The sequence below is a fragment of the Phenylobacterium terrae genome (assembly GCF_042681205.1).
Classification (GTDB): Bacteria; Pseudomonadota; Alphaproteobacteria; order Caulobacterales; family Caulobacteraceae; genus Phenylobacterium; species Phenylobacterium terrae.
In genome coordinates this window covers 1,580,298-1,604,488 of record NZ_JBHUEY010000001.1, presented here as the reverse complement: position 1 = coordinate 1,604,488, position 24,191 = coordinate 1,580,298, and the positions used below count along the sequence as shown (strand labels likewise).

Here is a 24,191-nt window from a genome sequence, read left to right as displayed (position 1 = left end):
CGCCACCGGCTCAGCGCTGGCACTTCGGGCAGTAGAAGGTCGAGCGGCCGGCCTGGACGCGGCGGGCGATGACGCCGTCGCACCCCTCGTTCGGACAGGGCCGGCCCTGCCGGTCATAGACCCGGAAGCTGTGCTGGAAGTAGCCCAGCGCCCCGTCGGCGGCGGCGTAGTCGCTGATCGTCGAGCCGCCGGCGGCGATCGCCTCTTCCAGCACCTGCCGCACGGCCGCGACCAGCCGCTCGAGCCTGGGCCGCGAAATACGGCCGGCCGGTCGGAAGGGCGAGATGCGCGCCCGGTGCAGCGCCTCGCAGACATAGATGTTGCCCAGGCCTGCGACGATCTTCTGGTCGAGCAGCAGGGTCTTGGGACCCTGGCGGCGGCCCTCGAAGGCGTGGGCCAGGCGGGCGGCGTCGAACCCGTCCGACAGCGGCTCGGGCCCGAGCCCCGCGAACCACGGGTGCAGGTCCATCAGCGCCGTCTCGACCAGGGCCATGTAGCCGAACCGGCGCGGGTCGTAATAGGTGACGCGGGCGCCCGCTTCGGTCTCGAACAGGACGTGGGCGTGCTTGGGGTCCGGGTCGGCGGCGTAGTGGAACTCCCCCGGCCGCTCGGCGCCCTGCGGCCGCTCGATCTCGAACCGGCCGGTCATCCCCAGATGCATGATCAGCGTCTCGCCGACGCTGAGCGGGGCCAGGATGTACTTGGCCCGGCGGTCCAGCCGCTGGATCACCGCGCCGGTCAGCCTCTGGACGAAGCCCTCGGGAAACGGGAAGCGCAGGTCCGGCCGGCGGGCCTCCACCCGCGAGAGCCGCGCCCCGGCGAGGACCGGCTCCAGGCCCCGGCGGACCGTCTCGACCTCGGGAAGCTCGGGCATCCCCGCGGCTTGGCACGGGCCGGGCCGGTTCGGCAAGCCGCGCCTGAACGCGGGCTGAACCGCCGGCTCGAAGCGCGTTCAGGACGGCCCCGCTAATCCATCCGCCAACACCACCGCAGGAGGGACAGTCATGTTCGCCATCAAGAAGACCACCGGCTTCGCCGCCGCCGCCCTCGCCGCCGCCGGGATGCTGGCCACGAGCGTGCCCACCGCGGCCAGCGCCCAGGGGATCAGCGGCGTGACCCGCTGCGCCGCGCCGGGCGGCAAGCAGGAGGCAGGCGCGCTGATCGGCGCCCTGGTGGGCGGCGTGGTCGGCAACAAGGTCGGCGGCAAGAAGCCCGCGGCCGAGACCGTGGCCGGCGCCCTGGTCGGCGCGGCGGCCGGTTCGGCCATCGGCTGCCAGATGCAGCACAACCGCGCCCGGGACTACGGCTATCAGCGCTACGACCGGTACGATCGCTACGACCGGTATGACCGCTACGACCGGTACGGGCGCAGCCGGTACTAGATCCTCGACCTGGGGATGCGGCGAGGCCGCTCCACCCCTCTCCTTGATCCTCTCCCCTCGCGCTACGCCTCGGGGGAGAGGAGACGGCGCTCGAACCGCCTCTCCCCCGACGCGAAGCGCGAGGGGAGAGGCCGGGAGAGGGGCGAAGCCGCGTCTGGGGCGCCTCCGGATGTGGCGACCTGAAGCCCAGGTGGCGCCCGCCCCTCCCTGGCGCCCGCGCCCGCGGGCGTCTAAGACCTTGGCCGATGAGTGAGAGCGCCACCTTCGGCTACCGCGACGTGGACCCCAAGGAGAAGCCCCGCCTGGTGCGCGGCGTCTTCGACAGCGTGGCCCGCCGCTACGATCTGATGAACGACCTGATGAGCGCGGGCGTCCACCGGCTCTGGAAGGACGCCATGGCCGCCCGCCTCAATCCCCAGCCGGGGGAGCGGATCGTCGACTGCGCCGGCGGCACGGGCGACATGGCCCGGCGCTACGCCGGCCTCGCCCGGCGGGCGCAGGAGCGCCGCGGCGGCGCCGACGCCGAGGTCCTGGTCATCGACTACAACGGCGAGATGATCGCCGCCGGGCGGGAGAAGGGCTATCCGCCCGAAGTCGTGTGGGCCGTGGGCGACGCCCAGCGCCTGCCGCTGCCGGACGCCAGCGCCGACGCCTATTCCATCGCCTTCGGGATCCGCAACGTCACCGACGTCGCCGCCGCCCTGCGCGAGGCCCGGCGGGTGCTGAAGCCCGGCGGCCGGTTCCTGTGCCTGGAGTTCTCGCGCCCGATCACCGAGGCGCTGCAGAAGGCCTACGACGCCTATTCCTTCAAGGTGATCCCGGCGGTCGGCGAGAAGGTCACCGGCGACCGCGAGGCCTACCAGTACCTGGTGGAGAGCATCCGCCGCTTCCCCGACCAGCGCCGGTTCGCGGCGATGATCGGCGAAACCGGCTTCTCCCGCGTCGGCTACACCAACTTCACCGGCGGCGTCGCGGCCCTGCACCACGGCTGGGCGGTCTGACGCCATGAGCGGGCCGGCCGCGTTCGCCAGGCTGATCGGCGCGGCCTGGATGCTGGTGCGCAACGACGCCCTGCTGCCGCGCGAGCTCGACCATCTCTACGCCGGCTCGATCCGCACGCTCGCCAACCTGACGCGCCTGCTCGCCGGGCCCGAGGCCAAGGTCGGCCGCCCGGGCGAGCGGCTGGCCCGGGCGCTGGAGCGGCTGGGACCGGTGGCGATCAAGCTCGGCCAGCTGCTCTCCACCCGCGCCGACATCTTCGGCGGGGAGTTCGCCGAGGACCTGTCGCGGCTGAAGGACCGGCTGGACCCCTTCCCCGCCGATGCGGCCAAGGCGGCGATCGAGGCCTCGCTCGGCCGGCCGCTGACCAGCCTCTATTCGAGCTTCGGCGGGCCCGTCGCGGCCGCGTCCCTGGCCCAGGCGCACGAGGCGACGCTGCTCGACGGGCGCACCGTGGCCGTGAAGGTGCTGCGGCCGGGCATCGAGCGGCGGATCGCCGAGGATTCCGAGGTGCTGGAGCTGGCCGCCCGCATCGTCGAGCGCTGGAGCGTTCCCGCCCGCCGGCTGGAGCCCCGGGCCCTGGCCCAGACTGTGATCCGCGCCACCGAGCTGGAGCTGGACCTGCGGCTCGAGGCGGCCGGCGCCGACCAGCTCGGCGAGGTGATGGCCCGCGACGCCTACATGCGCGCGCCCAGGGTCGTCTGGGAGGGCGTCGGCAAGCGGGTGCTGACCCTTGAGTGGGCCCAGGGCCGGCCGCTCTCCGAGCCCGCCGCGCTGGAGCAGCCGGGGCTCGACCGCAAGGCGCTGGCCGACAACCTGACCCGCGCCTTCCTCGCCCAGGCGCTGGACCACGGCGTCTTCCATGCCGACCTGCACGAGGGCAACCTGTTCGCCGCCCCGCCGGCCCAGATCACCGCCGTCGACTTCGGCATCATCGGCCGGCTGGGCCAGGCCGAGCGGCGGTACCTGGCCGAGATCCTCTGGGGCTTCCTTGACCGCGACTACGAGCGGGTGGCCCAGGTGCACTTCGACGCCGGCTACGTGCCCCGCACCCACGACGTGGCCCTGTTCGCCCAGGCGCTGAGGGCGGTGGGCGAGCCGGTGTTCGGCCGCTCGGCCAGCGAGGTCTCGATGAGCCGGGTGCTCACCCAGCTGTTCGAGATCACCGCCCTGTTCGACATGCGCCTGCGCCCCGAACTCGTGTTGCTGCAGAAAACCATGATGACGGTCGAGGGCGTCGCCCGCCGCATCGATCCCGAGCACGACATCTGGGCCGCCGCCGACCCCGTGGTGCGCCGCTGGATGGCCCGGGAGCTCTCCCCGCTCACCCAGGCCAGGCGCGTCGGCGAGGAGGCGCTGGCGACGCTGCAGGCGCTGCGGCGGCGGCTGGAAGCCGAACCTGCGGGCCCCACGGTCGCGGTGGTCGAGCCGCGGCGGGGAGCGAGGTGGCCGTGGGTGCTGCTGGGGGCGGCGCTGGCCGGCGCCGGCGCGTGGCTAGCGGCGGCGCTCAGCTAGCGCTTTCCACTCCCATCATGGGAGAGGGGGACCGCGCGCCGAAGCCGGCGAAGGCCGGCTGAAGAGCGCGTGGTGGAGAGGGCAAGCCACATGCGCGGCGCTGTGGATCGCTCCAATCTGCACATCTCCTCGCGCGGCGTGCGCGGCTCGCCCCCTCCCCCGCTTCGCAGGGGAGGAAGGAGAGGCCTACCCCTCGCCTTCCCGCCGTGAGGCGCTGGCCGACCGCCGCGCTTCGCGGTCCTTCTGTTCCTGCCAGTAGGCGGGGCCGTCGTCGGGCTTGAAGAGGGTGCGGGGCGCGCCCTCGCGGGTCTTCACCGCAAAGACGTTGGCATTGGGATCGTAGATCAGCACGTCGCCGTTGGCCCGGGTGAGGGTCTCGGCCCCGGCCGGCGGGTCGCCGACGAAGGCGTGGGCGGTCTTGACGAACTCGTCGAGGGTGTCGGCCCCGAAGGCTTCGCCGTTGCGCTCGAAGGCCCGCCGGGCGTTCTCCTCGGCCGAGCGGTCGCGGCTCGCCGACCACATGGGCTTGCCGTCCACCTTGGGGACCGCATCGTCGCGGCGGTCTTCGCGCCGGCTCTCGCCGCGATCGCCCGAAGGCTGCGCCTCCGCGCCCGCCAGACGCTGCGGCTCCATCGGCTCGGTCTTGGCCACCGCCGACGGGCCGTTGTCGCACGCCGCAACCACCAGCAGCACCGCGCCCGAAGCGAGCGCCCTGCCCCACGCCACCATCATCGCCTCCATCACCTGTTCTGGTTGTTGCGAACAAATAAAGAACACATGCGACGGTTTGTCCAGCGGCCTCGCTTGGCTTAAGGGAGGGGCCGGTCCAACGGGCGTGAGGCCTTAAGCCTTGAAGCGGGTTCTGCTGATCGTCGGCGGCGGCATCGCGGCCTACAAGGCGCTGGAGCTGGCGAGGCTCCTGCGCAAGGCCGGGATCGGGGTCCGGCCCATCCTCACCAGGGCGGGCGCCCAGTTCGTCACCCCCCTGTCGCTGTCGGCGATCTGCGAGGACAAGGTCTATTCCGACCTGTTCTCGCTGACCGACGAGGCGGAGATGGGCCACATCGAGCTCTCGCGGTCGGCCGACCTGATCGTGGTCGCCCCGGCCACCGCCGACCTGATGGCCAAGGCGGCGAACGGCCTGGCGGACGACCTGGCCTCCACCACCCTCCTGGCCACCGACACGCCCGTGCTGATGGCCCCGGCCATGAACGTGCGGATGTGGACCCACCCGGCCACCCGGCGGAACCTTCAGACCCTCAAGGCCGACGGCGTCAGCTTCGTGGGGCCCGACGAGGGCCCCATGGCCTGCGGCGAGTTCGGCGAGGGGCGCCTGGCCGAGCCGCCGGCGATCTTCGAGGCGATCCAGGCGATGCTGGCGGGCGACGCCGGCCGCCCGCTCGCCGGCCGCCGCGCCATCGTCACCGCCGGGCCGACGGTGGAGCCGATCGATCCGGTGCGGTTCCTCTCCAACCACTCCAGCGGCCGCCAGGGCTACGCCATCGCCGAGGCGCTGGGCCGGCTGGGCGCCGAGGTCATCCTGGTCTCCGGCCCGACCGCCCTGGCCGCGCCGGCGGGGGTGACCCGGGTGAACGTCCAGACCGCGCGCGACATGCTGGCCGCCTGCGAGGCCGCCCTGCCGGCCGACATCGCCGTCTGCGTCGCCGCCGTCGCCGACTGGCGGCCTGACGGAACCGGCCTCTCCAAGATCAAGAAGGGCGACGGGCCCGCCCCGCCGCTGACGCTGGTCGAGAACCCGGACATCCTGGCGACGCTGTCCCGGAGCGACCGGCGCCCGCGCCTCGTCATCGGCTTCGCCGCCGAGACCAACGACGTGGAGGCCTACGCTCAGGCCAAGCTCGAGAAGAAGGGCTGCGACTGGATCGTCGCCAACGACGTCAGCCAGCCGGGCGTCATGGGCGGGACCGAGAACACGGTCGCCATCGTCAGCGCCCAGGGAATCGAGCGATGGGAGAAGGCCCCCAAGGGCGAGGTCGCCCTGCGCCTGGCCCGCCGCATCGCCGAGGAGTTGAAGTGAAGCCGCGCGTTCCGATCATCCGCCTGCCGCACGGCGAGGGCCTGCCCCTGCCGGCCTACGAGACGGCCCAGGCCGCCGGCATGGACCTGCGCGCGGCGGTCGAAGAGAGCGCCCCCATCGTCCTGCAGCCCGGCGAGCGCTTTCCGGTCCCCACCGGCCTCGCCTTCGCCCTGCCCGCCGGATTCGAGGGCCAGGTGCGGCCCCGCTCGGGTCTGGCCGCCCGCCAGGGGGTCACCTGCCTCAACACCCCCGGCACCGTCGACGCCGACTACCGCGGCGAGGTGAAGGTGATCCTGATCAACCTCGGCCAGGAGCCGGTCACCATCCGCCGCGGCGACCGCATCGCCCAGCTGGTGATCGCGCCTGTGGTCCAGGCCGAGTGGGAAGAGGTCGAAAGCCTCGACGAGACCGCCCGCGGCGCGGGCGGGTTCGGCTCGACGGGGGTGGGCTGACTCAAGCCGCTCATCCCGGCGAATGCCGGGATCCAGATGGCGGGCGCAGACGCGCCCTCCATCAGCCGCTGAAGCCATCCAGCCAGATCCGACTCTTGGATCTGGGTCCCGGCATTCGCCGGGATGATCGGATCTAGATACCCTCCGGCGGCGCCTCGAAGCCGCGCACCTGCTCCTCCAGCGCCTGGGCCACGCCGAGCGTTTTCGAATCCGCGCCGTAGGGGCCGATGAGCTGAACGCCGACCGGCAGGCCTGCGCGCGTGCGCCCGGCGGGGACGGCGGTGGCGGGCAGGTGGCAGGCGGTCGCCAGCGCGATCCAGCCCAGCATCGTGGTGTAGGGCAGCTCCTTGCCGTCGGAGGTCTTCAGCTTGCGGGCGTCGAACGGGCGGCGGTCGTGCTTGAAGGCGGGGACCGGGGCGATCGGCGCCATCAGCACGTCGAACCTGCGGAACAGCTCGCCGGTCTCGTGCCGCAGCCGCGCCCGGACCGCGTCGGCCGCCATCCACTCACGGTGACGGGCGGTGTAGCCGAGCACCGAGGCGGCGCGGCTGAACGGCCCGGCGCCCGAGGCGCGGGCCAGCCTGGCGCCCGGCCGCATCAGCTCCATCCTGCGGATCGCCGCCTCGGGCATGTCCTCGGAGAGGGTGGCGCTGAGCAGCAGGATGTAGGCGTCGAGCAAGGCCGCCACATCCACCGGACTGCGCACCGGCTGGACCTGGGCGCCGGCCTGCGCCGCCTCGGCGGCGAAGGCCTCGACGACCTCCCGCACCTCGGGGTCCAGCGGCAGCAGCGGCTCGTCCAGCCAAAGGCCGATCCGCAACTGTGAGAAGGCCGGCGGCGGCGCGGCCGGCGCCACGGCCGCCTCGGCGATCAGGGAGAGCAGCAGCCGCAGGTCGCGCGCCGAGCGGGCCATCGGCCCGACCACGTTGAGGTCCCGCTGGACCAGCGAGCCGGGGGCCGGCGGCACATGCCCGCGCTGGGAGACGAGGCCCCAGCTCGGCTTGTGCGCATAGACGCCGCAGAAGCTGGCCGGCACGCGCAGCGACCCGCCGATGTCGGAGCCGATCTCCAGGGCCGTGACCCGCGCCGCCAGCGCCGCCGCCGCCCCGCCGGACGAGCCGCCGGGCGTCCGTTCCAGGTCCCAGGGATTGTTGGTCGCGCCGTAGAGGGCGTTGTCGCTCTGCCAGTCGGCGGCCATCACCGGCACGTTGGTCTTGCCCCAGATCACCGCCCCGCCGCGCCGGGCGCCCGCCACGGCGGCCGCATCGTGCGCCTGGCGCCGGCGCAGCTCCGCCAGCCCGGAGGAGGCCGCCAGGCCGGCCACGTCGAAGGTGTCCTTCACCGTCATCGGCAGCCCCGCCAGCGGCCCCAGGCTCTCGCCGCGGACCCGCAGCTCGTCGATGGCCTTGGCCTGCAGCAGCGCCCGCTCGACGCCGGTGGCGACCACCGCGTTCAGCTCGCCGTGGGTCGCCTCGTGACGGGCGACGGCGGCCTGAAGCAGCTCGACGGCGCTGACCGCCTTCGCCTGCAGGGCGGCGATCTGGGCGGTGGCGTCGCGGGCGAGCAGGTCGGCCATCAGGGTCGGGGCTTCATCCCCAGGACGTCCTGCATGTCGTACTCCCCGGGCGCCTTTCCGGCGACCCAGCGGGCCGCCTCCACGGCGCCCCGGGCGAACAGGCTGCGGTCCCGCGCGGAGTGGGAGAAGGTGAGGATCTCGTCTTCGGCGGCGAACACCACCGAATGCTCGCCGACGATGCCGCCGCCGCGCACGACGGCGAAGCCGATGTCCCCCGTGCGGCGGGCGCCGGTGATGCCGTTGCGGACCCGCTGGGCGACGTCAGGCAGCGTCACGCCGCGGCCCTCGGCGGCCGCCTCGCCCAGCATCAGGGCCGTGCCCGAGGGGGCGTCCACCTTGCGGCGGTGGTGGGCTTCGACGACCTCGACGTCGTAGTCGCGGGCCGAGAGCGCCGCCGCCGCCTGGCGGACGAGGCCCATCAGCATGTTGACGCCGAGCGAGAAGTTGCCGGCCCGCACGATCGGCATCCGCTCGGCGGCCCTGGCGATGCGGGCCAGGTCCTCGTCCTTCCAGCCGGTGGGGCCGGAGACCAGGGCCTTGCCGCCGATCTGCGCCAGCCGCTCGGCCAGGGCGGCGGAAGCCTCGGGGGTGGTGAAGTCGATGACCACATCGGCGGCGGCGATCGCCTCCTCCGCGGGGATCAGGCCCTCGTCGCGCGCCACGCGGCGGTTGAAGCGGGCGGCCAGGACCACGTCCTCGCGCCCCTCGATCACCGCGGCGACGGCCCGGCCCATCCGCCCGTCGGCGCCGGCGATGGCGATCTTGATCGGCTGGGACAGGGCGGCCTCCTTCAGCTCAAGCCGCGGCTAGTCTCGCACGCGCCCGCCCCGGTCAACGGGAAACCGGGGTTCGAGCGCCGGAGAGCAGCTGCACGCCCGCCGCGGCGGTCTGGGCCAGCACCTCCTTGCGGTCGCCGGCGCGGGCGCGGATGGACAAGGTGTGCAGGATGGCGGCCGCCATGCGGGCCAGCGACACCGGGTCGGCGTCGGAGCCGATCTCGCCGGCCTGCCGCGCCGCGCGGAAGCGGGCCTCGAAGGCGCCGTCCAGCTCGGCCAGCCCCTCGGCGATGGCGGCGCGCACCTCCTCGTCGGTCAGCGCCTCCGGCAGGGCCGTGCCAACGATGAAGCAGCCGCGCGGCCCCTCCTGGCCCGAGAGGTAGACCGCCAGGCCCTCAGCGAACACCCGCGACAGCGCCTCGACCAGCGGGACCTCGGCCTCCAGCTGGCCCACGATCCGGCCCCAGGTCTCCCGCCGGTAGCGCTCCAGGGTCTTCAGGTGCAGGGCGCGCTTGTCGCCGAAGGCGGCGTAGAGGCTGGGCCGGTGCATGCCGGTGGCCGCCGAGAGCTCGTCCAGGGAGGTGGCGGCGAAGCCGGCGCGCCAGAAGGCGTCCGTCGCCTGGGCGAGCGCCAGTTCGGGGTCGTATTCCCGCGGCCGCCCGCGCCGCCTCGCCTCGTGCACCATCCCGAATCACCTCGCGCGGCAAGAGGGTCCGGCGGTTCCGCCACAGTGGCAATGGCATGAGCCGCGAAGCTGCGCCGCGGAGGTTGTTCCAAGGGGCGCGGCTCTGTAGGTTGCGCGACCTTCGATCAGCCACCCTTCCCAGAGCCCAAGCGCCGCAATGAGCGACTCCGAAAAACGCACCTTCACCGACCAGGAGGCGCTGGACTTCCACCGCTACCCGACCCCCGGAAAGGTGGCGATCGCCGCCACCAAGCCGATGGCGACGCAGCGGGACCTCAGCCTGGCCTATTCGCCGGGCGTGGCGGTGCCGGTGCTGGCGATCGCGGACGACCCCGAGGCCGCCTACGACTACACCTCCAAGGGCAACCTGGTGGCGGTGATCTCCAACGGCACCGCGATCCTGGGCCTGGGCAACCTGGGGGCGCTGGCCTCCAAGCCGGTGATGGAGGGCAAGAGCGTCCTCTTCAAGCGCTTCGCCGACGTGGACTCGATCGACGTGGAGGTGGCCGCCACCGACCCGGACGAGATCATCACGGTGGTGAAGAACATCGGCCTGACCTACGGCGGCATCAACCTCGAGGACATCAAGAGCCCCGAGTGCTTCCGCATCGAGACCGAGCTGCAGGAGCTGCTCGACATCCCGGTGTTCCACGACGACCAGCACGGGACGGCGATCATCTCGGCGGCGGGCCTGATCAACGCCTGCGAGATCACCGGCCGCAACCTGCAGGACGTGAAGGTCGTGCTCTGCGGGGCCGGGGCGGCGGGCATCGCCTCGCTGGAACTGATGAAGGCGATGGGCGTGCGGGCCGAGAACTGCATCGCCGTCGACAACACCGGCGTCATCTACCGGGGCCGCACCCAGGGCATGAACCAGTGGAAGAGCGCCCATGCGGTCGAGACCGACGCGCGCACCCTGGCCGACGCCATGAAGGGCGCCGACGTCTTCCTCGGCCTGTCGGTCAAGGGCGCCGTCACCCAGGAGATGGTCATGTCCATGGCGGACAAGCCGATCATCTTCGCCATGGCCAACCCGGACCCGGAGATCACGCCCGAAGAGGTGCACGCGGTGCGCCCCGACGCCATCGTCGCCACCGGCCGCAGCGACTATCCGAACCAGGTCAACAACGTCCTGGGCTTCCCCTACATCTTCCGCGGCGCGCTCGACGTCCGGGCCCGGCGCGTGAACATGGAGATGAAGATCGCCTGCGCCAACGCGCTGGCGCAGCTGGCCCGCGAGGACGTGCCCGACGAGGTGGCGGCGGCCTACCACGGCGGCCACCTGAAGTTCGGGCCCAACTACATCATCCCGGCGCCGTTCGATCCCCGGCTGATCTGGTACGTGCCGCCGTTCGTGGCGCAGGCGGCCATGGACACCGGCGTCGCCCGCAAGCCGATCGAGGACATGGACGCCTACCGGGCCTCCCTGGCCCAGCGGCTCGACCCCACCGCGGCCTTCCTGCAGCAGCTGCAGGACTCGGTGCTGTCGGCGCCGCGCAAGCGGGTGGTGTTCGCCGAGGGCGAGGAGCCCAGCGTCATCCGCGCCGCCTACGCCTTCAAGAGCGCGGGCCTGGGCCATCCGCTGCTGGTCGGCCGCGAGGAGCTGGTGCACGAGAACATGCGCCGGGCGGGCCTCGATCCGGACGACGTGAAGCTCGAGGTCATCAACGCCCGGCTCAGCCCCTGGAACGACGAGTTCGTCGACCACCTCTACGCCCGGCAGCAGCGCAAGGGCATGCTGCGGCGCGACGCCCAGCGGCTGATCAACCAGGACCGCAACGTCTTCGCCGCCTCGATGGTCGCGCTCGGCAAGGCCGACGCCCTGGTCACCGGCGTGACCCGCACCTTCGATACGGTGCTGGAGGAGGTCAGTCAGGTGATCGACCCGGCCCCCGGCGGGCGGGTGCTGGGGATGAGCGTGCTGCTGTCGCGCGGGCGCACCCTGTTCATCGCCGACACCAACGTCACCGAGATGCCCGAGGCCGAGGCGCTGGTGGACATCGCCAAGCAGACCGCGGCGGCGGTGCGGGCCCTGGGCCATGTGCCGCGGGTCGCGTTCCTGTCCTACTCGACCTTCGGCCAGCCGATGGGCCAGCGCTCCACCAAGGTGCGCGAGGCCGTCGCCCTGCTGGACACCATGAAGGTGGACTTCGAGTACGAGGGCGAGATGCCGCCGCAGCTGGCGCTCGACCCGGCCCGGCGGGTCAACTACCCGTTCATGCGCCTGACCGGCCCGGCCAACGTACTGATCATGCCGGCCATTCACTCGGCGGCCATCTCCACCCAGCTGGTCCAGAGCCTGGGCGCGGCCACGGTGGTGGGCCCGATCCTGCTGGGCATGGGCAAGGCGGTGCAGATCTGCCCGCTGTCGGCCTCGGTCTCGCGGATCCTGCAGATGGCCACCGTCGCCGCCTACGAAAGCCCCATCCGGGAGGCCGCCTCCTGATGCGGGGCTTCACCGACCGCACCTAACGGGATCGCGCGCCGGAACGGGGCGGCGGCGATCCGTCGCCCGCCCCGCCATGGAGAGCGTCCGTTGAGCGTCAGTATCGGAATCGATTTCGGCACGACGAACACCGTCGTCGCCCTCGCCGAGGAGGGCCGGCCGGCGCACCTGGTGCGCTTCCCGGCGCCGGAGGGGGAGCTGTTCGCCTTCCGCTCGGCCCTGTCCTACTACGCCCCGCCGGAGCGGCCGTCCGAGCGGACGGTCGAGGCGGGTCCGTGGGCCATCGAGGCCTATGTGGAGGATCCGGTCGACACCCGCTTCATCCAGTCGTTCAAGAGCTTCGCGGCCAGCGAGAGCTTCACCGAGACCGAGATCCTGGGCCGGCGCTACCAGTTCGAGGACCTGCTCTCGGCCTTCCTGCTGCGCATGCGCGACTACGCCGGCGGCCAGCTGAAGAGCCTGCCGAAGCGGGTGATCGTCGGCCGGCCGGTGAACTTCGCCGGCGCCTCGCCGAACCCGGAGCTGGCCATCGCCCGCTACGAGGCCGCGTTCCGCCGGCTGGGCTTCTCCGAGATCCTCTACGCCTACGAACCGGTGGGGGCGGCCTTCTTCTTCGCCCGCGAGCTCGACCACGACGCCACCGTCCTGGTGGGCGACTTCGGCGGCGGCACCAGCGATTTCTCGATCATCCGCTTCACCCGCCAGGGCGGCGAGATCCGGGCCGAGCCGCTGGGCCGGTCCGGCGTCGGGGTGGCCGGCGACGCCTTCGACTACCGGATCATCGACCGGCTGGTGTCGCCCCAGCTCGGCAAGGGCACCGACTACGCCAGCTTCGGCAAGGTGCTGCCGATCCCCAACCGCTACTATGCGGCCTTCGCCCGCTGGGATCAGCTGGCCCTGATGCGCGCCAGCCGCGACATGCGCGAGATCCGCAGCCTGGTGCGCCAGGCCCGTGAGCCGGAGAAGCTGGCGCGCCTCGTCGAGGTGCTGGACGAGAACTACGGCTACCTCCTCTACAAGTCGGTCTCGCGCCTGAAGGAGACCCTCTCGTCCCAGGAGCGGGCCGAGTTCCGCTTCGAGGCGGGGAACATCGCCATCGTGCAGGAGGTGGAGCGGACCGAGTTCGAGGGCTGGATCGCCCCGGAGCTGGCGCTCATCACCCGGGCCGTGGGCGAGGCGCTGGCGGACGCGGGCCTTCAGGCCGGCGGGATCGACCGCATCTTCCTGACCGGCGGCTCGTCGCTGGTGCCGGCGGTGCGGCGGATCTTCCACGAGCGGTTCGACCCCGCGCGCATCGAGACCGGGGCCGAACTGGAGTCCATCGCCTCGGGCCTGGCGCTGATGGGCTGGGAGCGCGACCTGACGCGCTGGGTCCGGGCCGCGGCCTGAACCGCGGGGAACGGGCCGCGCGCCGCGGCGGTTGCCTCCCTGACCAGCACAGGAGGCAGGCGATGGACGACAGACGCACGCGAGGCGAGACGGAGGGCCGGGACGTCGGCCGCGGCTACGCGGCGCCGGGCTATGGCCAGGGCTTCGGCCGCGACTTCGGCGGCGGCCGGAACACCGGCTTCGACGGCAGCTGGGGCCAGGGCTACGGCGGCAGCCTCTCGCCCTCCGACTACCGGGTCGATACGGGCGGCGAGGATTACGGCGGCGGCTTCGCGGGCGGCGACTACGACCGCAGCTTCGGCGGACGGGGCTCAGGCTTCGGCGGCGGCCGCGGGAGCGAGGACGTCTACGGCTCGAGCTACGGCGGCGGGCCGGGCCAGGGCGGCGGGTCCTTCGCGGCCCATCGCGGCGGCCCGGGGATGGGCGCTGCGGAGCGCGGCGTCGCGGGTCGCCAGCCCGAAGGCCCCCACCGCGGCCGCGGCCCCTCCGGCTGGCGGCGCAACGACCGGGCCATCCACGAGGAGGTCTGCGAGCGGTTGGCCGAGAACCCCCGGTTGGACGCCTCCGGCCTGGAGGTCGAGGTGAAGGACGGCGAGGTCACCCTCAGAGGCCAGGCCCGCAGCCGCAGGGACGCGCTGCACGCCGAGGCCATCATCGCCCACGTGGGCGGCGTCCGAGGCGTGCGCAACGAGGCGCTGGACGAAGCGGAGGCTCGCCCGCCGTCGGATCGGGCGCCGGACGCCTGGCCCAGCTGAGCGTCAGGCCGCTTCGGACGCGTCGGCCCCGGCCAGCACCCGCTCCAGCGCGTCGAACAGCGTCGCCACCTCGATGGGCTTGGCGACGAAGCCGTCCATCCCGACGGCCCGGTACTCGGCGATCTGGTGGCTCATGGCGTTGGCCGTGATGGCGACCAGCGGCGTGTGCGCCCGCCCGGTGCGCGCCTCCTCGGCGCGGATCGCCTGGGCGGTGGTCGGCCCGTCCATCACCGGCATCTGGACGTCCAGCAGAACGACGTCCCAGTGCTCCCTGCGCCAGGCCTCCAGCGCCTGGGCGCCGTCGCCGACGATCAGCGGGTCGATCCCGGCCTGGTGCAGCAGGGTCTTGAGCACCAGTTGATTGACCGGGTTGTCCTCGGCGGCCAGCACCCGCAGCGTCCGCAGGTCGGCCGCCTGGTCGGCGGGCGGGCTCTCGGCGGCCTCCGGCAGGGCCTCGCCGACGCGCGGCAGCGGCAGATCGACGGTGAAGGTCGTGCCGACGCCCTCCCGGCTGGCGATGGTGATCTTGCCGCCCATCAGTTCCACGAGGTCGCGGCAGATGGCCAGGCCCAGGCCCGTACCGCCGTAGCGGCGGGTCGTCGAGGCGTCGGCCTGCTCGAACTTCTGGAACAGGCGGCCGATACGATCCGGCGGAATGCCGATGCCGGTGTCGCTGACCGTCAGGCGCAGGCCGCCCTCGCCCGCCGCGACGCAGACGCCGACCGCGCCGGCCTCGGTGAACTTCACGGCGTTGGAGACCAGGTTGTAGAGGATCTGCCGGACGCGGGTGGAATCCCCGCGGTAGCTGCCCTGGGCGGCGTCCTCGACGACCAGGCTGAAGTCCAGGCCCTTGCGCTCGGCCAGCGCCGTGAAGCTGGCGTGCGCTCCGCGGGCGAGCTGGGCGATGTCGAAGTCCGCCAGCTCCAGCTCCAGCTTGCCCGCCTCGATCTTGGAGAGGTCCAGAACGTCATTGAGCAAAGCCAGCAGGGTCTCCCCCGACTGGCGCAGCACCTCCAGCCGCTCGCGCTGCAGCGGCGCCAGCTCGTCGGCGGCGATGGCCTGGGCCATGCCGAGCACGCCGTTCAGGGGCGTGCGGATCTCGTGGCTGATGGTGGCCAGGAAGGCGCTCTTGGCCTGGTTGGCCAGCTCGGCCTCCTCCTTGGCCCGCACCATGGCCGCCTCGGCCTGCTTGCGGGCGGTGATGTTCTGCATGGCGCCGATCAGGCGGTGAGGATGGCCGTTCTCGTCCTTCACCAGCTTGACGGTGCAGGTCGCCCAGACCTCCTTCCCGTCCAGGCGGTGGACCCGGTACTCGGGGCGATAGGGCAGGTCCTGCGCGACCGCGGCGCGCCATTCCTCGGCGATCCGCTCCCGATGGTCGGGATGGATCGTCACGTTGGTGTCGCGCATGAACTCGTCGGTGCTCACGTCGTAGTCGAAGAAGGTCTCCGCGGCGCCGGCGGTGGTGACGGTCCCGGCGCGGTAGTCGATCTCCCAGACGTGCATGTCGGCCGCCTCGAGGGCGAGCTGCAGCCGCTGTTCGGAGAGCTCCGTGCGCTCCAGCGCCTCGACCATGTGGGTGATGTGGACGGCGGCCGAGATCAGACCGCCGATCTGGCCGTGGTCGTCGTACCAGGGCGAGAGCTCGGTCTGCAGCCAGTCCACGCCGCCGTCGTTGCGGGGCGAGCGGACGCGGTCATGCTTCTGGGCCTCGCCCGCCAGGCAGCGCTCGTAGGCGGGGCGGAACCGTTCGAAGTAGTCGGGGGCCAGCTCGTAGACCGTGCGGCCGACGATCGCCTCGCGCGGCAGGCCGACGTCCGCGATCCAGCGCGGGGAGACCGCGAGAACCCGCATGTCGCGGTCGGTGACCATCAGCGCGATCGGCACCGCGTTGACCAGCGCGTCGAGCGCCCGGCGGCCGCCGAACGCCGCGACCGCGGCCAGACTCCCGCTCTCACACATGCCCGACGACTCTCCCCCCGATACGCCCGGCGATCAGAGTCAGAGAGGCGTTAATTTTCGGAACATCGGTCTGCGACGGCTCGCCGCAACGAGGGGGCAGGCCATCCTGCCCCCTGCCTTCGCCCGGAGGATCTAGCGCGGCGCCGGATAGACGATGCGCGGGCCGAGCGCCGACATCACCGCGCGGGCGTCGAAGGCGCGAGGATCGCCCTCCGGCTTGGGCCCGCGATGCATCAGGATCTCGGCGGTGGCCTCGTACTTGTCGATGGTCCGCACGTCATAGCGGTCGGCCCAGAACGGATCGCCCCAGAAGGGGTCCCAGGTGCGCCAGCCGAACGGACGGCCGTAGTAGCGCCAGTGGGGCCGCCAGCCGTAGTAGCCCGGTCCCCACCACGGCCGGTAGAACGGGTCGGGCTCCACATAGGTGCGGGTTTGCCGGTCGGTGGCCCGGTCGACAATCTCGAACCAGTCGTAGCCCTGCTGCACGGTCAGCTCGGCGGCGCGGAACAGCAGATAGCCTTCCACAGTCTCGCGCGAGGTCAGGCTGTTGCCCGCGAAGGTGACCCGGAACCGGTCGGGCTCGAGGCGGATCTCGGAAAAGCCGCCCGAGACCGCCTGGCCTGGGATGTTGGGTTGGTAAGGCGTGGCCGTTGCGCAGGCCGCGAGCGTGGCGCCGAGCGCCAGGACGACGGCGAGGGCGGCCGACTTGCGTTTCATAAGCTTGCTCTAGGTCTCCGGGCGTCCCTCGAAGGGAAGGATATCGCCTAAAAAATGCCTGGAAGGAACAGGGGTTGCGACGATCGCCTGCCGAGAAGCGCAAGCAGGGGGATCCGCAGCCGGCCGACGAAGAGGGCAGGATCGGCGGCGAGGGTTCATCCGCCGATGCTCCTGTAGAAAAGCTGGGCCTTGATGCGATTTAATTCGCCTTGCCGCCTTTCAGAAGTTCTGCGATGCGCGGCCCGACCATGGACCCGGATTTCTGGCTCTTCTTCGCTGTGGGCTTCGCCGCGCAGCTCGTCGACGGCGCCCTGGGCATGGCTTACGGGGTGGTCTCCTCGACCGTGCTGCTTGCGGTCGGCGTGACGCCGGCCAACGCCTCGGCCAGCGTGCACGCCGCCAAGGTGTTCACCGGCGCCGCCTCGGCGGCCTCGCACATCGGCTTCAAGAACATCGACTGGCGCCTGCTCGGCCTGCTTTCGGCCGGCGGCGTGCTCGGCGGCATCGCCGGCACCTACCTGCTGACCTCGATCCGGGGCGAGGTGATCAAGCCGTTCGTGGTCGGCTGGCTGGCCCTGATGGGCCTCGTCATCCTCTACCGAGCCTGGAAGGGGGCCCGGCCCAAGCCCTTCTCCTGGAAGTCGCCGCTGCCGCTGGGCCTGGCCGGCGGCTTCTTCGATGCGGTCGGCGGCGGCGGCTGGGGCCCGGTGGTCACCGGCACCCTGCTGGGCTCGGGCGCCGACCCGCGCAAGGCCATCGGCACGACCAACACCGCCGAGCTGTTCGTCGCCTGCGCGATCTCCGCCGCCTTCCTGACGGCCCTGGTCAGCGGGCACTGGCAGACCACCGGGCTTCGCGAGCACCTGTGGTCGGTGCTGGGCCTGATCGGCGGCGGCATCATCGCCGCTCCCGTCGCCGGCTGGATGACCAAGGTGCTGCCGATCCGCGCCCTGACCTGGATCGTCGGGATCGTGGTGACCGGCCTGGCCGTCTGGCAGGGCGTCGCGCTGCTGACCTAGAGCGGCGCACTCGCCTCCTCTGCCCCGACGCGCAGCGCGGGGGGAGAGGACTGAGGAGAGGGGCGACGCAGGTCCGGCGGCCGCACCGGATGGTCGATCGACCGGCGCGGACGGGCCCTTGATCCACCTCTTCAGAAGTGGCGGCGCCGCTCCGCCCCTCTCCCTACCCTCTCCCCTCGGGCTGCGCCTCGGGGGAGAGGAGGAAGTTCGCGGCGCTACAGCGCCGGGAACATCAGCAGCCACGCCGCCCGCCCAAGGGCGCCGAACAGCAGCACGGCGCTGGCCAGCGTCTGGATGAGGAAGCCCGCTTCCCGCTTCTTGGGATCGGCCACGTAGCCGAACGCGTAGACGATCCGGCCGACGATCCAGACCGCGCCGACGGCGGCGGCGAGCGTGTCGTCCCAGTAGTAGGCGAACAGCCACAGCGACGGCAGGAAGATCGGCAGCCACTCGAGGGTGTTGCCCTGCACCCGCAGGTGCCGCTCCAGGATGGGATCGCCGCTCATCGCCGGCGCGGCGATGCCGCTCTTGCGGCGCGCGCCGGCGACCCGCAGGCCCATCCAGAAATAAAGGATCAGCGCCAGCAGCGTGACGATCGAGACCAGATGCAGGTCTTCCATATGCCCCCTCCCAAGGTGCGGTTCGCCGGGAGGTTGGCACGAGCGCGCGCCGACGAAAACGCCCGCGCGCGTTCAGCAGCTATGCGAAAGGCCGGCTCACCCCTGGAAGTGCTCGCCCTTGGCCTCGACGGGCGCGCCGGCCCTGCGGTCGCGGTTGGCCTTCACGCGCAGGCGCAGGGCGTTGAGCTTGATGAAGCCCGACGCGTCGCGGTGGTCGTAGGCGACCGCCCCCTCCTCGAAGGTGACCAGCTCCTGGTCGTAGAGCGAATAGGGGCTGGTGCGGCCGACGATGGTGACGTTGCCCTTGTAGAGCTTCACCCGCACCTGGCCGGTGACGTGGGCCTGCGACTGGTCGATGGCCGCCTGAAGCATCTCCCGCTCGGGCGAGAACCAGAAGCCGTTGTAGATCAGGCTGGCGTACTTCGGCATCAGCTCGTCCTTCAGGTGCGCGGCCCCGCGGTCGAGGGTGATGGACTCGATGCCCCGGTGCGCGCCCAGCAGGATGGTCCCGCCCGGGGTCTCGTAGACGCCGCGCGACTTCATGCCGACGAAGCGGTTCTCCACAAGGTCCAGGCGGCCCACGCCGTTGTCATGTCCGAGCTCGTTCAGCTTGGCCAGCAGGGCGGCCGGCGAGAGCTTCTGGCCGTCGATGGCGACCGGGTCGCCCTTCTCGAAGTCGAGGGTGAAGATGGTCGGCTTGTCGGGCGCGTCCTCGGGCGAGATGGTCCGCATGTGGACGTACTCGGGCGCCTCGACCGCCGGATCCTCCAGCACCTTACCTTCCGAGGAGGAGTGCAGCAGGTTGGCGTCGACGCTGAACGGCGCCTCGCCCCGCTTGTCCTTGGCGATCGGGATCTGGTTCTTCTCGGCGTAATCGAGCATCGCCTCGCGGCTCTTGAACTTCCACTCGCGCCACGGGGCGATGACGCGGATGTTGGGCTCGAGCGCGTAGTAGCTGAGCTCGAAGCGGACCTGGTCGTTCCCCTTGCCGGTCGCCCCGTGGCAGACGGCGTCGGCGCCGACCTTCCGGGCGATGTCGATCTGGGCCTTGGAGATCAGCGGCCGGGCGATGGAGGTGCCGAGCAGGTACTGGCCCTCGTAGACGGTGTTGGCCCGGAACATCGGGAAGACGTAGTCGCGGACGAACTCCTCGCGCAGGTCCTCGATGAAGATGTTCTCCGGCTTGATGCCCAGCATCAGGGCCTTCTCGCGGGCCGGCGACAGCTCCTCGCCCTGGCCGAGGTCGGCGGTGAAGGTCACGACTTCGGCGCCGTACTCCTCCTGCAGCCACTTCAGGATGATCGAGGTGTCCAGGCCGCCGGAGTAGGCGAGGACGACTTTCTTGATCGGCGTGTCGGCCATGGCGACGGGCCCTCTTGAGCGCGCGGGTAAAGGCGAAGGTGGCGCGCGTGTAGGGCCAAGGGGGGCCGGGGGCAACCCCGCTCAGCGGCAGTCGAACGATTCCAGGGTGGCCGAGCAGACGATCGGGCCGACGCCTTCGAATTCGTAGGTCCGGGTCGGCGGCGCGACCTCGCCGGCGCCCAGCACCCCGGCACCGATCGCGCTCATCACCTCGCGCTGGTAGCGGGCCCGCGCCTCGGCCAGGGCGGCCTGGCGGAAGGTGGTGGAATCGGCCCCGGGCTCGAAGGCGCCGATCTGCGCCAGGTTCTCGGGCTGCAGGACGCCGGTCCGGGCCAGGCGGATCTCCTCGCCGCAGTCCTTCAGCCGCCTCAGTCCCTCGGCCGATCCCTTAAGGGAGCCGGTCGCCGGCCGCCCCTTGCTCCAGGTCACGGTCACCCGCCGGCCCTTGGCCAGGGCGTCGACGAGCGCTTCGTCCACCGGCGCCACGAGGCCGCCGTCCGCGGCCTGCACCGCCGGCGAGAAACGCTTCGAGCCCACCTGCAGGCGGCGAAGCTCCACGCCGGCGGGCGGGACGATGCGCATCCGCATGGCCTCGCCGTCGGTTGCGATCTGCAGCGTCTGGTCCGGGGTCCGGCGGGCGGTCAGGGTCACCTGGGTGGTGCAGGCGTTTTCGCCCTTGGCCACCGTCCAGTCGGCCGCCTGCGCGGCGCAGGGAAGCGCCAGCCCCAGCAACAGGATCGGTAGAGAATATCGCCCCACGGCGGCAACTTAGCGCAACAGGGGCGACCCGAACAGCTCAGCTGCGCGGCGCCGGCCTCATCGGCCGGCGGACTCGCCCTCGCCCAGCTCGCGCGCCTCTTCCGGCAGCATGACCGGAACGCCGTCGCGGATCGGATAGGCCAGGCGGGCGCTTCGGCTGATCAGCTCGCCGCGCTGGCGGTCGTATTCCAGCGGCCCCTGGGTGACGGGGCAGACGAGGACCTCCAACAGGCGGGGGTCGACCTCGGGGGCGGTGCTCATGGCCCGCTCCTATTGCATCGAGTGCGGCTCGTCATCCCCGTCTTCGAGGGCGTCGATCTCCAGGAGCGCGGTCAGCGCCTTGTAGCGCTCGTGCAGGCCCGGGGCCTCGAGCAGCGCCTGCTTCTCGGAGGCGTCGAAGGGCAGGCCCATGGCCAGGCTGGTGACCAGGGCGTCGAGCGGCGCGTTGGTGGCCGTCTCCACGTCGATGTCGAGATCGCGGTGGTTGAGGTAGCTCTTCAGCGCCTTGACGAACTGCCGCCGCTCCTCGGGATCGCCGAGGTCCTCCGGAGTGGCGAGGTCCTGCTCGAAGGCGCTGTAGTCGGCGCGGACCTGCCGATAGGGCGTGTTGGCGCTCAGCTCCTCGCCCAGTTCGAAGCGGCAGACGCCGGTCAGGGTGATGAGATAGCGGCCGTCCGCCGTCTCGGCGTAGCTGGTCACCCGTCCCGCGCAGCCGATCGGCGACAGGCTGGGGCGGGCGCGTTCGCTGCCCGGCCGGGTCTGGACCATGCCGATGATCCGGTCGCCGGCCATGACGTCGTCGACCATGTTCAGGTAGCGGGGCTCGAAGATCTGCAGCGGCAGGTCCCCGCGCGGCAGCAGCAGCGCCCCGTCGAGCGGGAAGACGGGGATCACCTGCGGCAGATCGCTAATGCGTCGGTAGCCGCCGGCCATGGCGGGCTCCTTTGCGCTTTACGAGAACAGGATGGCGGAGAGGCGGCGGCGGCCCTGCTTGGCCACGTCGGACGTGGGGCCGGCGGCCTCGAAGATGGTCAGCAGCTGCTTGCGGGCGGCCTGATCGTTCCACTCCCGGTCCTGCTCGATGATGCTCAGCAGGTGGTCGGCCGCTTCGGCGAAGCCGCCACGGGCGGCCAGCGCCTTGGCGAGCTCGAAGCGCGCCTCGTGGTCGGCGGGGTCCTGCGCCAGCCGCTGCTGGAAGCCCTGGATGTCCGAGGCGCCCTCGGCGGCCAGCGCCAGGGCGGCGCGCACGCCGTCGATCTCGGGATCCTTCGCCCCCGGCGGGGCCATCTCCAGGACCTCCTGCGCCCGCTCGGGCTCGCCGCCCTGCAGGTAGACGCGGGCGAGGCCGCCGATCGCCTTGAGGTTCTCCGGGTCGGCCCGCAGCACCTGGGCGTAGGCCTGGGCCGCGCCGCCCAGGTCCCCGAGATCCAGGCTCTCCTTGGCCATGGCCAGGAGTTCCTCCAGCTCGTCGCCGCCCTCGCCCTTGGCGGCGGCGGCCAGGCGATCGACGAACTGCTTCACCTGGCTGTCCGGCAGGGCGCCCATGAAGCCGTCCACGGGCCGTCCGCCGACGAAGGCGAACACCGCCGGGATCGACTGCACGCGCAGCTGGCCGGCGTAGGCCGGGTTCTTGTCGATGTCGATCTTGACCAGCTTGACCTTGCCCTTGGTCGCCAGCACCGCCTTCTCCAGGGCCGGCCCGAGCTGGCGGCAGGGGCCGCACCAGGTGGCCCAGAAGTCCACGATCACCGGGGTGGTGCGCGAGGCCTCCAGAACGTCGGCCGCGAAGCTGGCGTCGGTGCCGTCCTTGATCGCGTCGCTGGGAGGCGCGCCCGCGGTTTCGCCGATGAGTGTCATGGGGCCCTCGTCCCGTTCGGTTCTGGCTGCAAACGTTCCTGCGACAAGATGGTCGCAAGTGGGCGCGGCTTCAACGGACCGGCGGCGCTTCCATCACCCGCATGGCCGCAAAATCGACGACCATCGGCTCGCGGCCGAGGGCCGCGAGGAACCGCCGGAAGCCCGCCTGCGAGACGGTGGTCGTGCCGGTGTTCTCCAGCGGATGGAAGTTGACCAGGTCCGCTTCGGCCAGCGTGCGGTCCAGCACGAACCGCACCCGCTGGTCCGGATCGTTGATCAGCGCAAACGCGGTGACCGAGCCTGCGCGCACGCCCAGCGCCTCGATCAGCAGCTCCTCCTTGCCGAAGGAGAGCCGGGCCGAGCCGATCACCGTGTGCAGCCGCTTCAGGTCGATCTGCGTCCGGTCGGCCGCCGAGATCAGCCACAGTTGGCCCTTGGCGTCCTTCAGGAACAGGTTCTTGGTGTGGGCGCCTGGGATGGCGGCCTTCACCTCCTCGCCCTCGCCGACGCGGAACACGGCCGGATGGTCGGTGGTGCGGTGGTCGATCCCGTGGGCGTCGAAGAAGGCGAACAGGTCGGCTCTACTGGTCATGGCCGCTTGATAGCCGAAACTGGACGAGGCGCAGCCCGGCTCGTTATGGGATTTAGATGGAGCTCGAGATCTACCCCACCGTCGACCGGCCGCCCGAGATCGTGCCCGGCCGCCCCCAGCGCGCCTGGATGGACCGGTTCGCCGACCGCCACCCCTACCGCTGCCTGCCGCTCTCGATGGCCAACACCACCGGCTGGGAGCTGCTCAATCCGGTGGCCTTCACCGCCGAGTGGAACGGGGGGATCTTCCAGGACGACATCAAGCTGACGCCCGACCGGCCGCACCCGGACTTCCACCTGCATGTGAAGTCGCACTTCAGCCACGGGGTGCTGACCTTCCACGCCGGCTACCTGTTCCGCACCCCGCCGGGCTGGTCGATGATCGCCCAGGGCCCGCCGAACCACATCAAGGACGGCATCCAGCCGCTGGCCGGGCTCGTGGAGACCGACTGGCTGCCCTTCCCCTTCACCATGAACTGGCACTTCACCCGGCCCGGCAAGGTGCGGTTCGAGAAAGGCGAGCCGTTCTGCTTCATCACCCTGGTGCAGGACCAGGCGCTGATGCAGTTCCAGCCGGTCATCAAGTCGCTGGACCGCAACCCCGAGCTCAAGGGCCAGTACGACGTCTGGCAGAAGCACCGCGAGGAGTTCAACAAGCGGATCTTCCGCGAGGACCCCGAGGCCACCCGCGAGGCCTGGCAGCGCTACTACTTCAAGGGCGAGTTCCCCGAGGACATCGCCCCCAAGCCCAAGCACCACGTCAACAAGCGCCGCCTGAAGACGCCGACCTTCCGGCGGTAGGCCTGCGCCCCCTCCGTCTCGCCGCTTCGCGTCGATCCACCTCCCCCGTCCTCTCCGGGCCGGGGGCGGAGCTCGTGCCCGCAGATCCTGCCCCGCAGCGCAGACTGCGGGGGAGGGGGACCGCCGAAGGCGGTGGAGGGGGCGTTCGCCAGACCTGCGCATTTTCGCCGCCCCGACGGCCGAAAAACTAGCCGGCAGCCCGCTTGCAAAGCCCCGGACGGTCTGCCATAAGCCGCCTCTCGATTTTCCGGGGGCATCCTTCGGATACGGAGCGCGGGCGTAGCTCAGGGGTAGAGCACAACCTTGCCAAGGTTGGGGTCGTGAGTTCGAATCTCATCGCCCGCTCCAATATCGAGAGACTTTCCGCAGCTTCCGCGCTTGTCACGCTAGACACCCGGGGGCCGTCGGCTTTCCACTACGAAATAGCTACCCCACGCGCTGCCGCGCGCCATTGTCGCCGTTGTGCGTGATGCCGTCTTGAGCCCCTAAC

24 protein-coding genes and 1 tRNA gene are annotated in these 24,191 nt (G+C 71.7%); 11 read left to right on the top strand and 14 right to left on the bottom strand.

The annotated features are described in order from the left end of the window. Positions 1-10: 10 nt before the first annotated feature. Positions 11-874 (bottom strand): bifunctional DNA-formamidopyrimidine glycosylase/DNA-(apurinic or apyrimidinic site) lyase, encoded by an 864-nt coding sequence (mutM, locus tag ACFSC0_RS08055; protein WP_377284483.1) that lies wholly within the window; start codon positions 872-874, stop codon positions 11-13. Positions 875-1,004: 130 nt separating this feature from the next. On the opposite strand from mutM, the gene ACFSC0_RS08050 reads away from it, so the two are divergent. From ACFSC0_RS08050 to ubiB, 3 genes are all read left to right on the top strand, one after another. Continuing rightward, positions 1,005-1,382: a glycine zipper 2TM domain-containing protein gene (locus ACFSC0_RS08050; RefSeq protein WP_377284482.1), complete on the top strand. Its 378-nt coding sequence runs from the start codon at positions 1,005-1,007 to the stop codon at positions 1,380-1,382. A 245-nt stretch (positions 1,383-1,627) separates the two neighbouring features. Beyond that, on the top strand, positions 1,628-2,383 hold the full coding sequence (locus tag ACFSC0_RS08045; RefSeq protein WP_377284481.1) for a class I SAM-dependent methyltransferase: 756 nt from the start codon (positions 1,628-1,630) through the stop codon (positions 2,381-2,383). Between the two features lie 4 nt (positions 2,384-2,387). Next, positions 2,388-3,896 (top strand): 2-polyprenylphenol 6-hydroxylase, encoded by a 1,509-nt coding sequence (gene ubiB / locus ACFSC0_RS08040; RefSeq protein WP_377284480.1) that lies wholly within the window; start codon positions 2,388-2,390, stop codon positions 3,894-3,896. A gap of 186 nt (positions 3,897-4,082) precedes the next feature. Here the strand turns inward: ubiB and ACFSC0_RS08035 are convergent, their stop codons facing one another. Further along, positions 4,083-4,637 (bottom strand): hypothetical protein, encoded by a 555-nt coding sequence (locus tag ACFSC0_RS08035; protein WP_377355176.1) that lies wholly within the window; start codon positions 4,635-4,637, stop codon positions 4,083-4,085. A 109-nt stretch (positions 4,638-4,746) separates the two neighbouring features. Between ACFSC0_RS08035 and coaBC the strand changes: the two genes are divergently transcribed. Next, complete coding sequence (gene coaBC / locus ACFSC0_RS08030; RefSeq protein WP_377284478.1) at positions 4,747-5,934, top strand: bifunctional phosphopantothenoylcysteine decarboxylase/phosphopantothenate--cysteine ligase CoaBC; 1,188 nt, start codon at positions 4,747-4,749, stop codon at positions 5,932-5,934. Further along, the gene (gene dut, locus ACFSC0_RS08025; RefSeq protein WP_377284477.1) at positions 5,931-6,386 is read left to right on the top strand and encodes a dUTP diphosphatase; all 456 of its coding nucleotides are present in this window, start codon (positions 5,931-5,933) and stop codon (positions 6,384-6,386) included. Before coaBC ends, dut begins: the two co-directional genes overlap by 4 nt. A gap of 133 nt (positions 6,387-6,519) precedes the next feature. Here the strand turns inward: dut and ACFSC0_RS08020 are convergent, their stop codons facing one another. The 3 genes from ACFSC0_RS08020 to ACFSC0_RS08010 are packed head-to-tail and all read right to left on the bottom strand — an operon-like array spanning position 6,520 to position 9,423. After that, positions 6,520-7,962 (bottom strand): amidase family protein, encoded by a 1,443-nt coding sequence (locus ACFSC0_RS08020; protein ID WP_377284476.1) that lies wholly within the window; start codon positions 7,960-7,962, stop codon positions 6,520-6,522. Continuing rightward, a complete protein-coding gene (gene dapB / locus ACFSC0_RS08015) occupies positions 7,962-8,741 on the bottom strand; it encodes a 4-hydroxy-tetrahydrodipicolinate reductase (protein WP_377284505.1) in 780 nt (259 codons plus the stop codon). Before dapB ends, ACFSC0_RS08020 begins: the two co-directional genes overlap by 1 nt. Before the next feature lie 52 nt (positions 8,742-8,793). After that, positions 8,794-9,423 carry a TetR/AcrR family transcriptional regulator gene (locus ACFSC0_RS08010; RefSeq protein ID WP_377284475.1) on the bottom strand — a complete coding sequence of 210 codons (630 nt, stop codon included), beginning with the start codon at positions 9,421-9,423 and terminating at the stop codon, positions 8,794-8,796. 157 nt (positions 9,424-9,580) lie between these two features. Here ACFSC0_RS08010 and ACFSC0_RS08005 point away from each other — a divergent pair, with 157 nt between their 5' ends. The 3 genes from ACFSC0_RS08005 to ACFSC0_RS07995 all read left to right on the top strand — a co-directional run bounded on the left by ACFSC0_RS08005 (position 9,581) and on the right by ACFSC0_RS07995 (position 14,013). Then, positions 9,581-11,869: an NADP-dependent malic enzyme gene (locus tag ACFSC0_RS08005; RefSeq protein ID WP_377284474.1), complete on the top strand. Its 2,289-nt coding sequence runs from the start codon at positions 9,581-9,583 to the stop codon at positions 11,867-11,869. 90 nt (positions 11,870-11,959) lie between these two features. Beyond that, positions 11,960-13,258 (top strand): Hsp70 family protein, encoded by a 1,299-nt coding sequence (locus ACFSC0_RS08000; RefSeq protein WP_377284473.1) that lies wholly within the window; start codon positions 11,960-11,962, stop codon positions 13,256-13,258. A 62-nt stretch (positions 13,259-13,320) separates the two neighbouring features. After that, the gene (locus ACFSC0_RS07995; protein WP_377284472.1) at positions 13,321-14,013 is read left to right on the top strand and encodes a BON domain-containing protein; all 693 of its coding nucleotides are present in this window, start codon (positions 13,321-13,323) and stop codon (positions 14,011-14,013) included. 3 nt (positions 14,014-14,016) lie between these two features. On the opposite strand, the gene ACFSC0_RS07990 is transcribed toward ACFSC0_RS07995, so the two are convergent. Together ACFSC0_RS07990 and ACFSC0_RS07985 are read right to left on the bottom strand one after the other, a co-directional pair. Further along, on the bottom strand, positions 14,017-15,975 hold the full coding sequence (locus tag ACFSC0_RS07990) for an ATP-binding protein (RefSeq protein ID WP_377284471.1): 1,959 nt from the start codon (positions 15,973-15,975) through the stop codon (positions 14,017-14,019). A gap of 132 nt (positions 15,976-16,107) precedes the next feature. After that, complete coding sequence (locus ACFSC0_RS07985; RefSeq protein ID WP_377284470.1) at positions 16,108-16,692, bottom strand: CC0125/CC1285 family lipoprotein; 585 nt, start codon at positions 16,690-16,692, stop codon at positions 16,108-16,110. Between the two features lie 233 nt (positions 16,693-16,925). Here ACFSC0_RS07985 and ACFSC0_RS07980 point away from each other — a divergent pair, with 233 nt between their 5' ends. After that, positions 16,926-17,711, top strand: a complete 786-nt coding sequence (locus ACFSC0_RS07980; RefSeq protein WP_377284469.1) for a sulfite exporter TauE/SafE family protein — start codon at positions 16,926-16,928, stop codon at positions 17,709-17,711. A gap of 215 nt (positions 17,712-17,926) precedes the next feature. Here the strand turns inward: ACFSC0_RS07980 and ACFSC0_RS07975 are convergent, their stop codons facing one another. The 7 genes from ACFSC0_RS07975 to ACFSC0_RS07945 all read right to left on the bottom strand — a co-directional run bounded on the left by ACFSC0_RS07975 (position 17,927) and on the right by ACFSC0_RS07945 (position 22,901). Next, positions 17,927-18,331 (bottom strand): MAPEG family protein, encoded by a 405-nt coding sequence (locus ACFSC0_RS07975; protein ID WP_377284468.1) that lies wholly within the window; start codon positions 18,329-18,331, stop codon positions 17,927-17,929. Between the two features lie 96 nt (positions 18,332-18,427). Further along, positions 18,428-19,693, bottom strand: a complete 1,266-nt coding sequence (locus ACFSC0_RS07970) for an argininosuccinate synthase (RefSeq protein ID WP_377284467.1) — start codon at positions 19,691-19,693, stop codon at positions 18,428-18,430. A gap of 81 nt (positions 19,694-19,774) precedes the next feature. Beyond that, positions 19,775-20,452: a hypothetical protein gene (locus tag ACFSC0_RS07965; RefSeq protein ID WP_377284466.1), complete on the bottom strand. Its 678-nt coding sequence runs from the start codon at positions 20,450-20,452 to the stop codon at positions 19,775-19,777. 57 nt (positions 20,453-20,509) lie between these two features. Further along, a complete protein-coding gene (locus ACFSC0_RS07960) occupies positions 20,510-20,713 on the bottom strand; it encodes a Trm112 family protein (RefSeq protein WP_377284465.1) in 204 nt (67 codons plus the stop codon). A gap of 9 nt (positions 20,714-20,722) precedes the next feature. Further along, complete coding sequence (locus tag ACFSC0_RS07955; RefSeq protein ID WP_377284464.1) at positions 20,723-21,385, bottom strand: LON peptidase substrate-binding domain-containing protein; 663 nt, start codon at positions 21,383-21,385, stop codon at positions 20,723-20,725. An 18-nt stretch (positions 21,386-21,403) separates the two neighbouring features. After that, complete coding sequence (locus ACFSC0_RS07950; protein WP_377284463.1) at positions 21,404-22,309, bottom strand: tetratricopeptide repeat protein; 906 nt, start codon at positions 22,307-22,309, stop codon at positions 21,404-21,406. 70 nt (positions 22,310-22,379) lie between these two features. Then, positions 22,380-22,901: a prolyl-tRNA synthetase associated domain-containing protein gene (locus tag ACFSC0_RS07945; protein ID WP_377284462.1), complete on the bottom strand. Its 522-nt coding sequence runs from the start codon at positions 22,899-22,901 to the stop codon at positions 22,380-22,382. A gap of 56 nt (positions 22,902-22,957) precedes the next feature. Between ACFSC0_RS07945 and ACFSC0_RS07940 the strand changes: the two genes are divergently transcribed. Beyond that, positions 22,958-23,701, top strand: a complete 744-nt coding sequence (locus ACFSC0_RS07940; RefSeq protein ID WP_377284461.1) for a DUF6065 family protein — start codon at positions 22,958-22,960, stop codon at positions 23,699-23,701. A 273-nt stretch (positions 23,702-23,974) separates the two neighbouring features. Beyond that, positions 23,975-24,049: transfer RNA gene (locus ACFSC0_RS07935), tRNA-Gly, on the top strand. Positions 24,050-24,191 lie beyond the last annotated feature (142 nt).

Bases quoted from the DNA above. Each gene is read 5' to 3' on its own strand.
- mutM (WP_377284483.1), bottom strand. From the start codon at position 874: ATGCCCGAGCTTCCCGAGGTCGAGACGGTCCGCCGGGGCCTGGAGCCG.
- ACFSC0_RS07985 (WP_377284470.1), bottom strand. From the start codon at position 16,692: ATGAAACGCAAGTCGGCCGCCCTCGCCGTCGTCCTGGCGCTCGGCGCC.
- ubiB (WP_377284480.1), top strand. From the start codon at position 2,388: ATGAGCGGGCCGGCCGCGTTCGCCAGGCTGATCGGCGCGGCCTGGATG.
- ACFSC0_RS07995 (WP_377284472.1), top strand. From the start codon at position 13,321: ATGGACGACAGACGCACGCGAGGCGAGACGGAGGGCCGGGACGTCGGC.
- ACFSC0_RS08010 (WP_377284475.1), bottom strand. From the start codon at position 9,423: ATGGTGCACGAGGCGAGGCGGCGCGGGCGGCCGCGGGAATACGACCCC.
- ACFSC0_RS07990 (WP_377284471.1), bottom strand. From the start codon at position 15,975: ATGTGTGAGAGCGGGAGTCTGGCCGCGGTCGCGGCGTTCGGCGGCCGC.
- ACFSC0_RS07945 (WP_377284462.1), bottom strand. From the start codon at position 22,901: ATGACCAGTAGAGCCGACCTGTTCGCCTTCTTCGACGCCCACGGGATC.
- ACFSC0_RS07970 (WP_377284467.1), bottom strand. From the start codon at position 19,693: ATGGCCGACACGCCGATCAAGAAAGTCGTCCTCGCCTACTCCGGCGGC.
- ACFSC0_RS07955 (WP_377284464.1), bottom strand. From the start codon at position 21,385: ATGGCCGGCGGCTACCGACGCATTAGCGATCTGCCGCAGGTGATCCCC.
- ACFSC0_RS07960 (WP_377284465.1), bottom strand. From the start codon at position 20,713: ATGAGCACCGCCCCCGAGGTCGACCCCCGCCTGTTGGAGGTCCTCGTC.
- ACFSC0_RS08045 (WP_377284481.1), top strand. From the start codon at position 1,628: ATGAGTGAGAGCGCCACCTTCGGCTACCGCGACGTGGACCCCAAGGAG.
- ACFSC0_RS07940 (WP_377284461.1), top strand. From the start codon at position 22,958: ATGGAGCTCGAGATCTACCCCACCGTCGACCGGCCGCCCGAGATCGTG.
- ACFSC0_RS08005 (WP_377284474.1), top strand. From the start codon at position 9,581: ATGAGCGACTCCGAAAAACGCACCTTCACCGACCAGGAGGCGCTGGAC.
- ACFSC0_RS08050 (WP_377284482.1), top strand. From the start codon at position 1,005: ATGTTCGCCATCAAGAAGACCACCGGCTTCGCCGCCGCCGCCCTCGCC.
- ACFSC0_RS08035 (WP_377355176.1), bottom strand. From the start codon at position 4,637: ATGGAGGCGATGATGGTGGCGTGGGGCAGGGCGCTCGCTTCGGGCGCG.
- ACFSC0_RS07950 (WP_377284463.1), bottom strand. From the start codon at position 22,309: ATGACACTCATCGGCGAAACCGCGGGCGCGCCTCCCAGCGACGCGATC.
- ACFSC0_RS08020 (WP_377284476.1), bottom strand. From the start codon at position 7,962: ATGGCCGACCTGCTCGCCCGCGACGCCACCGCCCAGATCGCCGCCCTG.
- ACFSC0_RS07975 (WP_377284468.1), bottom strand. From the start codon at position 18,331: ATGGAAGACCTGCATCTGGTCTCGATCGTCACGCTGCTGGCGCTGATC.
- ACFSC0_RS07980 (WP_377284469.1), top strand. From the start codon at position 16,926: ATGCGCGGCCCGACCATGGACCCGGATTTCTGGCTCTTCTTCGCTGTG.